The sequence below is a fragment of the Paenibacillus sp. MAHUQ-45 genome (genome assembly GCF_058133325.1).
On the sequence record NZ_JBYUPV010000003.1, the window covers coordinates 453,036 to 465,797 of the forward strand.

12 protein-coding genes and 1 pseudogene are annotated in these 12,762 nt (G+C 43.1%); 9 read left to right on the plus strand and 4 right to left on the minus strand.

Annotated elements, in window-relative coordinates:
• Positions 1-63: 63 nt before the first annotated feature.
• A pseudogene (locus AC3Y23_RS09340) lies at positions 64-171 on the plus strand (IS1595 family transposase); the annotation flags it as partial.
• A 38-nt stretch (positions 172-209) separates the two neighbouring features.
• On the opposite strand, the gene AC3Y23_RS09345 reads toward AC3Y23_RS09340, so the two are convergent.
• Positions 210-818: a GNAT family N-acetyltransferase gene (locus tag AC3Y23_RS09345; RefSeq protein ID WP_379197974.1), complete on the minus strand. Its 609-nt coding sequence runs from the start codon at positions 816-818 to the stop codon at positions 210-212.
• A 150-nt stretch (positions 819-968) separates the two neighbouring features.
• On the opposite strand from AC3Y23_RS09345, the gene AC3Y23_RS09350 reads away from it, so the two are divergent.
• The 5 genes from AC3Y23_RS09350 (at position 969) to AC3Y23_RS09370 (ending at position 6,017) form a co-directional block, all read left to right on the plus strand.
• The gene (locus AC3Y23_RS09350; protein WP_379197976.1) at positions 969-1,451 is read left to right on the plus strand and encodes an NUDIX hydrolase; all 483 of its coding nucleotides are present in this window, start codon (positions 969-971) and stop codon (positions 1,449-1,451) included.
• A gap of 115 nt (positions 1,452-1,566) precedes the next feature.
• Positions 1,567-2,565, plus strand: a complete 999-nt coding sequence (locus AC3Y23_RS09355) for a LacI family DNA-binding transcriptional regulator (protein ID WP_379198574.1) — start codon at positions 1,567-1,569, stop codon at positions 2,563-2,565.
• 134 nt (positions 2,566-2,699) lie between these two features.
• Positions 2,700-3,629, plus strand: a complete 930-nt coding sequence (locus AC3Y23_RS09360; RefSeq protein ID WP_379197979.1) for a carbohydrate kinase family protein — start codon at positions 2,700-2,702, stop codon at positions 3,627-3,629.
• 56 nt (positions 3,630-3,685) lie between these two features.
• Entirely contained in the window at positions 3,686-5,056 is a 1,371-nt protein-coding gene (locus tag AC3Y23_RS09365; protein WP_379197981.1) for a family 4 glycosyl hydrolase, read from the plus strand.
• A 28-nt stretch (positions 5,057-5,084) separates the two neighbouring features.
• Positions 5,085-6,017 carry a sugar phosphate isomerase/epimerase family protein gene (locus tag AC3Y23_RS09370; protein WP_379197983.1) on the plus strand — a complete coding sequence of 311 codons (933 nt, stop codon included), beginning with the start codon at positions 5,085-5,087 and terminating at the stop codon, positions 6,015-6,017.
• 291 nt (positions 6,018-6,308) lie between these two features.
• On the opposite strand, the gene AC3Y23_RS09375 is transcribed toward AC3Y23_RS09370, so the two are convergent.
• On the minus strand, positions 6,309-6,848 hold the full coding sequence (locus AC3Y23_RS09375; RefSeq protein WP_379197985.1) for a GNAT family N-acetyltransferase: 540 nt from the start codon (positions 6,846-6,848) through the stop codon (positions 6,309-6,311).
• A 482-nt stretch (positions 6,849-7,330) separates the two neighbouring features.
• On the opposite strand from AC3Y23_RS09375, the gene AC3Y23_RS09380 reads away from it, so the two are divergent.
• Positions 7,331-7,639, plus strand: a complete 309-nt coding sequence (locus AC3Y23_RS09380) for a hypothetical protein (protein ID WP_379197987.1) — start codon at positions 7,331-7,333, stop codon at positions 7,637-7,639.
• 611 nt (positions 7,640-8,250) lie between these two features.
• Here AC3Y23_RS09380 and AC3Y23_RS09385 read toward each other — a convergent pair.
• The gene (locus tag AC3Y23_RS09385) at positions 8,251-8,508 is read right to left on the minus strand and encodes a DUF3951 domain-containing protein (protein ID WP_489980827.1); all 258 of its coding nucleotides are present in this window, start codon (positions 8,506-8,508) and stop codon (positions 8,251-8,253) included.
• Positions 8,509-8,736: 228 nt separating this feature from the next.
• On the opposite strand from AC3Y23_RS09385, the gene AC3Y23_RS09390 reads away from it, so the two are divergent.
• Positions 8,737-9,273 carry a GNAT family N-acetyltransferase gene (locus tag AC3Y23_RS09390; protein WP_379197991.1) on the plus strand — a complete coding sequence of 179 codons (537 nt, stop codon included), beginning with the start codon at positions 8,737-8,739 and terminating at the stop codon, positions 9,271-9,273.
• A gap of 152 nt (positions 9,274-9,425) precedes the next feature.
• On the opposite strand, the gene AC3Y23_RS09395 is transcribed toward AC3Y23_RS09390, so the two are convergent.
• Positions 9,426-10,100, minus strand: a complete 675-nt coding sequence (locus AC3Y23_RS09395; protein ID WP_379197993.1) for a stalk domain-containing protein — start codon at positions 10,098-10,100, stop codon at positions 9,426-9,428.
• 245 nt (positions 10,101-10,345) lie between these two features.
• Between AC3Y23_RS09395 and AC3Y23_RS09400 the strand changes: the two genes are divergently transcribed.
• Positions 10,346-12,598 carry an ATP-binding cassette domain-containing protein gene (locus AC3Y23_RS09400; protein ID WP_379197995.1) on the plus strand — a complete coding sequence of 751 codons (2,253 nt, stop codon included), beginning with the start codon at positions 10,346-10,348 and terminating at the stop codon, positions 12,596-12,598.
• Positions 12,599-12,762 lie beyond the last annotated feature (164 nt).

Below are 12,762 nucleotides of genomic sequence, written 5' to 3' on the forward strand. Positions count from 1 at the left end.
GGTTTTCTAAAAGATTGTTGCTATTCTACGGGAATTGTCTGAGAAAGACAACGGAACATATCCGAACGCCAACGTTATTTATGCAAGGATTGTGAGAAAAGCTTCAACGATATAAGTGGAACGCCCCTTTCTGGCACACACAAGCCGGAGAAGTGGATGCTGTATTTACAAGAGAGAAATCCTTTTGACGTGTGATCACCTTTATCGGTCTAGACTTCTCTAACGTTGCCTGCCCAATCCTTTTTATCAAGTTTATAATAGTTATATTTTTTATTGTCAATCTCGATAATACTCTGAAAGTTAAGACCACATTTTTGTATTACTCTATTAGACGGAACGTTTTGTAATAGAGCAATAGCACTAAGCACCTTAACGTTCGTATTCTCAAATAAATAATTAATCATTCCTTGTGCAGCTTGGGTTGTATAGCCTTTATCTCTATGATCCTTGGAAATTGCATATGAGATTTCTCGGTTCGGTGGCGATAATTCGTCTTTCATCCCTGAGTAACACCAGCCGATAAATTCTCCTGTCTCTTTCAAAACAATTCCTAAACGAAGACGATGATCACCAATGTCTTCACCCTTCAAAACCGCATGAAGAAACTGTCTATTCTCTGGAATTTCATAGTTCATAAACCAATCTTTCCGTTGCTCTTTAGATACATTAAATCCTGGCAAAAACCCATGTATTTCAGGTTGCCAGGTGAGTGAATGAAAATCATCTAAATCAGTAACTAAAAATTCTCGTAGAATTACATCCTTACATTCAATCGTAAAAATGTTTTCTTTAGAATCGGAACGAGCATTAGTGTTCATAATACATCTCCCTCTATAAACTGGACTAATGTCTATAATATCTCTTTAAGTGAATCTATTGTGAGGGTAAAATTACTATAACTGTTTTTTATTTAGCAGTAATATTTCAGAAAATAGCCTTAAGAAAAGATTCTACCAAAAAATCAGAGGTTGACAGTACGCAGTGATAAAGCGAAGGATCGCGGGGATTACCCGAATCTTCTGGACATTACAGCTGCCGGACATATATTGGCTCATGAAACTGTACTTGATGGAATAAGAGAAGTACAAGAAGAAATAGGAATAGACGTTGCCATTCATGAACTAGAGCCATTAGGAGTTATTGATTATATTGCCGAGCAACCTAACTTTATTGATAAAGAGCTAGCGAATGTATTTCTCTATAGATACACACAAACACTTGAAGATTTTACATTACAAGAAGAAGAGGTAGCTGGAATTTTTAAGGTGGAATTTGATGATTTTTATGATCTTTGGTTAGGGGAGAAGGATCAGATTCAAGCCAGTGGATTTATTATAAAAAGCGGTGGGTCAAGGGTTCTGGTGAATAAGTCGTTTGACAAAAATCATTTCGTTCCTCATGAGGAATCTTTTTATCAAGAAGTGGTGAAATTAATGAAGGAAAAGTTATAAATAAAAAAGTATTGACGACTCTGAAAACGTTTTGATATATTTTGATTATCAACTAGAGCATCATTGAAAACATAATGATCGCAAAGAAGAGGAGGGAAACGTTCTGTCTGTCAACATTAAAGATGTCGCGAAGAAGGCCGGCGTTTCCATCTCGACCGTATCCAGGGTACTGAATAATGGGAAGTATGTGAAACCAGAGGTTAGGCTTATTGTGCAACAAGCAATAGAAGACCTCAACTTCGTTCCTAACAGCATTGCCCGCAGTCTGGTGAGCAAGAAGACGAATCTGATTGGTGTAATCGCTTCTGATATCTCTACCAGCTTCTTCTCCTCCACGCTAAGTCATATTGAGGAAGCTGCAAGCCAGAATCGTTACAACATTCTTGTGGGTAACATCAAAGATAATCTGGACAAGGAATTGAAGTATCTGCAGGTCTTTAAGGAGATGCAGGTCGACGGCATTATCATTATGCATGAGATGATGGATAAGCATATTGAGCGGTTTCTCCAATCGTTGACGACGCCCACCGTATTTTGCAGCGCCAAACCGAATTCATCAGTGAATTGTCCCTCGGTTAACATTGATGATATGCAGGCGTCGTATGACACTGTAAAACATCTGATCTCGTTGGGACATCGGCGTATCGCTTTTATCGGGGGAGATACGAAGGAGCTCTCGACAGGGCGCTACCGTTATGATGGCTACTTGAAAGCACTCGTGGAAGCGGGGATCTCGGTGAATCCGGATTGGGTCCGTTTCGGTAATTTCAAACAGCAGGATGGATATGACATTATGCAGAACTTCCTCCAAAGCGAACAATTGCCGACCGTTGTCTTCGCCGTCAGCGACGATATGGCCGTAGGAGTGCTCAATTGCATTGTCGACCATGATCTAAAGGTTCCAGATGACATTTCGCTTGTCGGGTTCGATGATTCGAGCATTACAGAAACGGTCCGTCCGAAGCTCACTTCATTGCATCAACCGATTCAGCAAATCGGACAAATGAGCGTTGATATTCTGATCAAAATGATCGAAGGGCAATCGCCAGGGGTCAAGGAAGTAGTACTTAGCCACAAGTTAGTAGAAAGAAACAGTCTGAGAAGCTTGCTGTAAGAATCTCGGACATCTTTTTACTCAAATCTGATAACGTTACCAGATAATCATCTGATAAAACACTTACAACTCTTTTATTTATAACTGGTAACGTTACCAGAATAAATAATGAATATTGATAGGAGGGAAGCCTTTTGGAAGCTGAAAAATCATACGATGTGCTGCTCGTGGGAGCAGGAAACATTGATATCGTCGTAAGCGGCTGCAACGCCATTCCGGATGCCGGGCAAGAGATTCGGGTTCCGAATATCTCTTTTCACATCGGGGGCGGGACTGCACTCAGCGGGTTAGGCATGGCCAAGCTTGGAATGCGTCCGATAATAACTGGACTTGTGGGCGACGACTATTGCGGAAGGTTCATCATTGATGAACTTCAGCGTTATGGGGTAGCGACAGACATTGCTTTTAGCCAAACACAAAGTACAGGGATCAGCATCGCCTTTAATCCGGAAACGGACAGGAGCTTTATCACTCACGATGGTACTGTCACAGCGTTTACGCTGAATGACGTTAATGAGCAGCTGTTGTCCGAAGTCCGGCACGTCCATATCACTGGATATAACGGGCGCTCCAACCATAAGGAATATATGACTTTCGTTAAGAAGGCGAAGCAAGCCAAACTGACGGTTTCCATGGATGTTGGGTGGGATGAATCTGGCGAGTGGTACGAGGGGATCTATGAGGTCATTCCATTCGTCGATGTGTTTTTTTGCAACGAGCTGGAAGCTCTCCACTATACACGTAAATCCTATGTCCAGGAGGCACTCTCTGTTATCGCCGTTCATGTACCTGTAGCTGTCGTCAAGCTTGGAGAGCGGGGAGCAATTGCTGCCCGTGGAGGGACGATACTGCATCATCCTTCTTACCCCGTAACAGTTGTGGATACCACAGGCGCTGGAGATTCATTTAATGCCGGTTATCTCTATGGTTATTTGAATGGTCATGATTTGAAAAGCTGCTTGACCCTTGGTACCGCCTGTGGCTCGTTCTCAGTTACGAATCGTGGAGGCAACGCAGGATTTCCTACGTTAGCTGAATTGACCGCATTTTTGGCTGGGAATTAGTCGCAGTTTCTATAGCTTCATTCTTAATTCCATATTACATTTGAGGAGGATTTACAATGAAATTGGCATTAATTGGGGGCGCGGGTGTCCGCGCGGTATTTTTCACTAAGAGTTTAACGATGTTGGCCCAAGAGATTGGCATCACGAAATTCGTCATGTATGACATTAATCGCGAGAAGTTAGAAATCATCGGCAAGCTGTGCAAGCATGTCGTTGCAGAAAGCGGCATTCCGATGGAGCTGGAATTTAGTGATGATATCGAGTATGCCCTTACCGATGCAGATTACGTGATCACAACCATTCGGGTAGGCAATGACCGCTCCCGCGTAATCGATGAGCAAATTGCCCTGAAGTACGGCGTGATCGGACAGGAAACAACGGGTCCAGGGGGCTTTTCTATGGCGATTCGTACGATCCCTGTACTGCTGGATTATTGTGAGAAAATCAAACGTCTGGCCCCGAACGCGTGGGTGTTCAACTTTACTAATCCTTCCGGGCTTGTCACTCAAGCTATGCATACCGCTGGTTATGATCGCGTGATCGGAATTTGTGATACACCAAGCTCGACCAAGATCCGCATTGCCGAAGCGATTAACGCTAACCCAGACGAACTTTATGTGGAGTTTGTTGGATTGAATCATCTCTCCTGGATTACAAGCGTCGTACAGGACGGCGAAGAATTGCTGCAGGACCTCGTATCGGATAAAGCATTTATTGCCAAGGTCGGCGAGTTCAAAATGTTTGATCCCGATTTGATCGATACACTAAAACTGCTGCCTAACGAATACTTGTATTACTACTATAACCGGGAGCAAGCGGTTGAGAATATTATGAAGAGCGGCGATACCCGCGCCAAGTTCGTCGAAGCTAATAATGCAGAGATGCTGCGTGTGCTGGGAGAAATGGACATCGACGCTGATCCGGAAGCGGCACTGCAAACCTACCTGCGGTTCATGCACAAACGTGAGTCTTCTTATATGGCTATCGAAACAAGCAAAGGCCCAATTGAGCAGCCTGCAGAGGACGAGAAGCTCGAAATGCCGAATACACTCGGTTATGCCGGTGTGATGCTAGACTTCGCAAGAGCAATGAATCAAGGCATTGAGAAGCATATTGTGCTGAACATTCCAGCTGGCGATTATGTCGAAGGTTTTGAGAAAAATGACGTTCTTGAAATCACTTGCCGCATGACAGCTGAAGGCGCGGTTCCGGTTACGCCGAAGAAACTGCCTGAGCATGCTTATCAACTGATGAAGAATGTGAAGCTATTCGAAAGATATACGGTAGAGGCTGTACTGAACAAATCCAAAGATTCCGCAATCAAGGCTTTGATGGTACATCCACTGGTTAATTCCTATTCCATGGCCAAAAGCTTGGTGAACGATTATCTCGAAGCCTATGAGGATATTCTCGGAGAGTGGAAATAAAGAGAAGCCGACAATAGGAGATACCTATATGGACATAAAAGGAATTGGAATCAGTCTGAATGCGGACATGGTGAATGGAGATTTAGAGGTGCTGGAACGCCACCTAGGATATATTGCAGATGCCGGGTGCGATTACGCCGAGCTGATCTTGCATGGGCTTGACGTAGTGATTGGGGGCCGTGTTCACCAGAAACGGCTGGAGAGAGTGCGCCAGGTGCTGGACAAATACGAGCTCGGATATACGATGCATTTACCCTATGAATTGAATTTATTGTCGTGCGCCAAAGGCGATGATTACGAAAGGGTCTTTGAAGCAGGCATTGAGCTGTCAGCTGCGATTGGCGCAGACACCATCGTGTATCATAGCTCCTATGCTGAGTTGACGGATCATAATCTTATGCAGCATTATTTCCCCATCTATGGCCGGTTGCCCCGGGAAGAGCTGTTTCAGATATTGCTTGAAGAGGATGCTACGAAGCTGCGTAGATTGGGGAGCATAGCTAAGGACGCTGGAATTACGATTGGGGTAGAGAACAACATCTGGTACGATATTAAAAATGAGTACACCTACGGCATTAATCCGCAGACAGTGGTGGAACATATTCGCTATGTCGGACTGGACAATGTAGGGATTACACTAGATATTGGCCATTGTTATCTGACTTCCATTGCTTATGGTTATGATTTTCAAAAAGCCATTGAAGCTGCGTTGCCTTATGTGAAGCACCTGCATGTACACGATAACTTTGGGGAACTGTACGATGCCAAGGCATACATGAGCAATCTGCCTTATGGTTATGGTGATTTGCATTTGCCTGTCGGCTGGGGCGATATCCCTTATGAGAAAGTTTTTGAGTGGATAAATGCGTATCAAAGTATTGTAAATATGGAGATTGAGTTCCGGCTGTATCCTCATTTTCAGGAAGCTGTCGAAGACATGAAGAAACTCTTGGCCAAGTAAGTGTATATGTACAGATTCATTGATTATCAAATGAGCAAAAGTCCGCGATTCCGCGGGCCTTTGTTCATTTTTTTGTTGATGATCTTATAGAAGAAGTATTCAAAGTAGCAGATGAAAATCTTTACGAAAAGGCCTGGATTTGGGATCGATTCGGAGAGAAATTCAACAAAGCAAGACGAAGAAAATGATTAGTAGACGCATATTGTGCAGTAAACAAAGAAAAAACGACCCATAGCGTTGATATGAGTCGAGTTAATTTAACAAGTCATCGGGCCAATGGAGTTAATAACCCTACTCATTAGGATTTATAATAGCTAACACCTGATGATCTTCCCAAATCCCATTAATTTTAACATTTTTTATTGCTATTCCTTCCTTATGAAAACCTGCTTTTTCTAAAACTCTTATAGAACCGATGTTGTGTGGTTGCACTCCGGCTTCAATTCTATGTAAATGAAGGGTATTAAAAGCATAATTGACGATTAACTTAACTGATTGTGTGGCAAAACCATTTCCATTATGTTCTTGATCTAAGAAGTATCCAATGATAGCACTTTGAAGATCACCACGCATAATTTGGAATAAACTGATGGTGCCAATGAGTTGATGAGAGTTATCTTTATAGATACCAAAATAGTATTCGATATCTTTTTGTTTATTTTTCTCACGTTTTACTATTAACTCTTGCTGTGCTTCTAAAGACCAGTAGTTAGCAGAGCGAGTCATTGAATAATTTGAAAAAAATGATCGATTTTTATTTTGCATGAGAAGTAATTCCTCAGCATCTGAGAGAATAAATGGTCTAAGAAGAATATTTTCACTTTTTAGCATCTAATCTACCTTTCATTTGTTTAATACATGACATTATATCAGAAAATATAATGGTAGAAAAATTATTCATAGCATTAGTTAATGCACAGTGCGAAGATACCGAACAATAGCCGCATATGGCGTATCAGGGGGAGGGGGCGTAAACCGATATATTAGTGAACCTCCAAAGTTGGGGACGGCTACTAAATCTTTTTCTTTTTGAATACACCAAACACCACCGCAAGAATTAAAACAACGAGTAAGAATTTCATTGATATCACCCCTTTTGGGGATTATAGCATGCTCTGCCTTGTTTGAATATTGAGGATCTGAGAGGATGAAAAACTTTGTTTAAATGAGTAGTTCATTTGAAGCACTAAGACACCAAACAGTGGACCCGAACACTGGACAAGATAACAAATCTATATGGTTTTGACAGGGGGCTCCCGGAATGAGAAAATGTTATTTCATAGAACTACAAAACATTACTTGGAGGCTTATCAATGAATCAGCGTTTTCGGATAACACGATCGATGCAGGAAAACAATGTGGAGCAATCCATCTCCTTGGAAGAGTGCAAGAACTACTTCTCATCCCAACCGGACTTTACATACTCACAGGTGCTTACGGTTAAAGGACCAGAAAGTACCATGTCTATCGATGGTGATTTTTTTATGTGGACGCTCTCGGATGTGGAGATTCCCTTCCGGCTTTACATGGGAGATATATATGTAGCTATTTCGCATGATGCTATTGTTCCCAAAATGCTTGAGATTGCGACAGATCTCCGTGCGGATATAGTTGAAGGGTAATCTAAGCGAGACCCATTGTAGCAAATCTCAATAATTAGGAGATGCGAGAAATGGTGACCATCGGTATATAAGATGTTGTTTCTGTGGTGAAGTGCTTCCGGCAATCTGGGAGAGATATAAAGAAGATCCTACGGACAAGGGCTATTAGGGTGAACCACCTAGCGAATATTGGGACCTGATATACAAATAAGAACCAAGACCCCTTATAAATGCTGGTGTGATAAGGGTCTTGGTTCTTTTTTATGAAAAGATCACGAAAAGATCACATTTCTTGTAATTGTAGGTCATTTAATCTCTTGCTGAAGTATGTTCTGACGCCTGGAGCAATGTTAGCATTCATACGCTCAGTGACGTGGTATCTGCGAGGATGAATTGCCCTTCGTGGAAATTATTATGATTTCGTCAAAATCAAAAATTCTGACGAATGTATCATTCTTTGGAGGAGTCATTTCCCACGCATATCGATTGTTAGTAAGGTGGTAGATTGTTTTATGTATATCGCAAATTGTTTTGAATATCTTGTAGTCATTGTCTATGCCATGAGGTTTAGCCTTCTGTAAAAATTCTTCTATTTCGTCTCGTTCAAGATATTTTTCTAACATTAATGTGCATTAGGGAAGAGAAGGTCGTTTTGATAACGAAATGATGTTTTTGTCCTTATCATCACCATGGTCCGCATTTTCTTCTATCTCTTTTTTCTCATCGTGAAACTCAACAAGAGCTTGGGCCGTGATGTAATCAAATGGAGTGTAATTATTACTTGGTAACTTTCTTGTAAGTAATATCTTGATAATGATGATTGCTAATAAGATATTGACAATGCCGAATGCTCCAACTAACATGAATTGTAAAAAGTTAATTGTTAACACCTCCTTTGTTTAATTTTATAATTAAATGTTAATATTTTCAATCAACAAGATTGCTCCAGGTCAGTAAAATGGTCTTGTGCTTCTTTGTAACAAAGTCCAAAAGCACGAATCCTATGTATTGTAGCTGCTGATCATAATCATGCACTTTACGAAGGGTTGATCGGTCAAGAGAACGTTCAACTTATCTATCCGCTAAAATAATATCAATTCATGGTGAGGATGATACAGATGGTAGAGCCGCAAGTATACGTCCGTTTTCCGGAAGAGGCGGATGCTGCAGAGTTGGCAGCATTGTACAAGCGTAACCGGGAGTTTTTTGAGGAGTTTTCGCCAAGTGTTCCAGAGGAGTTCTATACGGAAGAATATCAGCTTCAGAAGATTACTAAGGATAAGACCGATAGAGAAGAGGATCAGCGATATAACTTCTTGGTATGTCACAGGGAGGACGATCGCATTATTGGTAGCGTAGGATTGAGCTTTGTGTTGCGTAGCTCGCTGCAAAGCTGCATGATCGGGTATAGTCTGGATCGGGATTATAACGGCAAAGGTTATATGACAGAAGCTGTGAAGCAAGTGGTGCGCTATGCATTCGAGGAGCTGAAGTTCCACCGGATCACAGGGGAAGCCTCTCCTCGAAATCCTGGTTCTATTCGTGTGCTTGAGAATGCCGGGTTCCATAAAGAAGGCATTTCCCGAAGCAATGTGAAGATCAACGGGGCGTGGGAGGATCATCAGGTTCTGGCCATTATCAATCCTGCAGATTGAATCTAGTCCAATATTCAAATATATCAATATAATTTAAAAAAGGTCGATATTTCTGACAACAGAAACATCGACCCTTTTGCCGTGTACACCTATTTATAAGTAAAGTGCTCGTTACCGGAGCAAGTTACTGCTGACTACAGGGAGGCCAGGGATCATTTTTTCAACGGCTCGACACCGATCGTAAGACCGGTATCACCGGGATCCTTCATTTTAATATTTGTAATGTACCAGCCTTCATAGCCATCGGAGGTCAGTTTCTGCACGGTGACAACTGCAGACCCCGTGCCTTTCCAATTGGAAGCGCGAAGACCATAATCGAATGAGAATTGAGTCGTTGTCTTATTCAGAGCTTTTGTTTTGAGCTTATCAATCTCAGTCATATGTGGACTCGAGCCGCCTGTTGTCCAGTAATAATCATCGAATTCTTTCTTAGTTTTAGCGCGCAGATCAGGGGAGAAAACAGCATATTGCAGTGCGCCGTTTCGAGTCTGAATGCCTTTGACCCATGTATTCAAAGCTTCTTTGGCTGTGGATGGGACCAACCCGGATTCCAAACGTTTGATCTGAATCGCTTGTAGAGCGGAGTCAGGCAGCGTCACTTGAACTTCATTCTTTTTTGCATCATATACCGCTTTTCCTTTAAATTCTTCTGCAAGTTTATCTATCGGAACAAGCACTTTACCATCTTGGACTTGAAGATCCAGTGTGCTGGATACAAACTCCTGGCCATTAATAAATAGACTCAATTTTGATCCTGCATAAGCGGAGCCTACAGCAAGCATTGCTCCAAGACCAGTACACAGCACAATTTTTGACAGGGATTTCATAGATTGCACCTCTTCTTTTTATATACAACAATAGACGATTTTTACTGAAATTAAGTTTCATTTAAGTTTCATTATGGTAACAAACTAGAGTTATGATCATACAGCCCGGGTATAATTATACTGAGGTTTTTTTAACATGGGGTGAAGGGTCAAATAACATACTATGAATCGTTGACACGACACCAAACCGAATCTTATTATTTAAAATGCATATGCAGTTTATTTTCTTGAGACAGGAGATCGTTATGACCCAAGAATACATTGAAATCCGCGGTGCTCGGGAAAACAATCTTAAGAATGTATCTTTACGAATTCCCAAGCGCAAAATCACCATTTTTACCGGCGTTTCCGGCTCGGGTAAGTCGTCGATTGTGTTCGATACCATCGCCGCTGAATCCCAGCGTCTGTTGAATGAAAATTTCAGCATCTTCGTCCGTACTTTTTTGCCGCGTGTACCACAGCCGGATGCTGACGCCATTGAGAACCTCAGCATGGCTGTGATTGTTGACCAGAGGCGCCTGGGTGGCGGTGCGCATTCGACCTTAGGGACGATTACCGATATTTCGCCCATTCTCCGTCTTCTGTTCTCCCGTGTAGGTCAGCCGCATGTTGGTGAAGCTCACATGTTCTCCTTCAATGATCCGCAGGGCATGTGCCCCGAGTGTAGCGGCATCGGTCGTAGTATGGGGGTAGATATGGCCAAGGCAGTCGATATGTTCAAATCGCTGAATGAAGGGGCAATTATGCTGCCGGACGCCACGGTGAACGGTATGGACTGGACGATGACCGTGCAGGCAGGCTCCTACGATCTAGATAAGAAGTTGAGTGATTTTTCTAAGGATGAACTGGAGGAACTGCTGTATGGCAAGGCCAAGAAGGTAGGGACACAGTTTGGCGGAAAAACTATAAATATTACTGTAGAAGGCTTCATCGAAAAGTTCATCAACAAGTATATCAAGCGGGATATTAAAGCGATGTCAGAGCGTACCCAGAAAAAAGTGGAGCCGTTTATCATCGAAGGACCCTGCCATCTGTGCCATGGCGCTCGTCTTAGCCAAGCAACGCTCAGCTGTAAGATCAACGGCAGTAATATTGCCGAGCTTTCATCTATGGAGGTAGGCCAACTGATCGGGGTTATCAAGGACATTCAAAGTCCGATAGCTGCACCGATGGCTAAAGCCTTGTCAGACAGATTGCAGCACCTTGTGGATATCGGTCTGGATTATCTTACTCTTGATCGTGAGACCGACACTTTATCCGGTGGGGAATCCCAGCGTGTCAAAATGGTCAAGCATCTGAGCGGGAGTCTAGTGGATGTGGTGTATATTTTTGACGAGCCGAGTGTTGGTCTGCATCCCCGTGATGTACACCGGCTTAATGAATTGCTGCAAAAGCTGCGCGATAAAGGTAACACGGTCATTGTCGTGGAACACGATCCCGATGTGATTCAGGTCGCTGATCATATTGTGGATGTCGGTCCTTATGCCGGCAGCCATGGCGGTACCATTATGTACGAAGGTAGTTTCTCCGGCTTGCTGGAGTCGGATACATTGACGGGCAATCATATGAAGCAGGCGATGCCGATCAAGGAGCATTTTCGCCAGGCCAAGGATCAGCTATCCGTCATGAACGCCAGTCTGCATAACTTGACCAATGTTAATGTCGATATTCCAACAGGAGTATTAACGGTAGTGACAGGCGTTGCCGGTTCGGGAAAAAGCACATTGATCAACGATGTGTTTTTGCAAAATCATCCTGATGCAATCGTGATTGACCAGTCGGCGGTCGGTGTCTCAACCCGTTCCAATCCGGCCACCTATACGGGCATTATGGACGATGTGCGCAAGGCTTTTGCATCTGCCAATAAAGTGAACGCCGGTTTGTTCAGTTTTAATTCCAAGGGGGCTTGTGAGAACTGCCAGGGCCTTGGTGTCGTCTATACCGATGTGGCCTTTTTGGACAGTGTAAAAACAACCTGTGAGGTATGCGGCGGTAAGCGGTTCAAAGAAGAGGTACTTGACTACAAGCTCAATGGAAAATCGATCGCTGATGTGCTAGAGATGACCGTTGAACAAGCGCTTGCTTTCTTCGAAATCAAAGAAGCCAAGCGCAAGCTGCAGGCCATGAGCGATGTTGGTCTGAATTATCTGACGCTCGGTCAGCCACTCAGCACATTGTCGGGTGGGGAGTGTCAACGTATCAAGCTGGCCAGCGAACTGCACAAAAAGGGAAGTATATATGTGATGGACGAGCCGACAACCGGACTACACATGTCGGATATCACTCATCTGCTGGACATTATGAATCGTCTAGTGGATGCCGGTAATACGGTAATCGTAATCGAACATAACCTGGACGTCATCCGTAATGCTGATTGGATCATTGATATGGGTCCTGAAGGCGGCAGCAAGGGTGGTAAGGTTGTTTTCGAAGGTACACCAAGAGCGCTTTTAAGCGCAGAACAATCACTGACAAGCAAATATTTGAGCAGGAATTGATCCCCGCCTTTGTTTAATCGAGAAAAACAAACATTTCAGCCCTTTCGCTTCCCCAGAGGAAGTTGGAAGGGCGTTATTTGTGTTCCAGAGACTGACCTTACCATTTGATCTCCGACCAGTATTACATTTCAAAGCATTAAATGCTTGAATTCAAGCGGGGCATA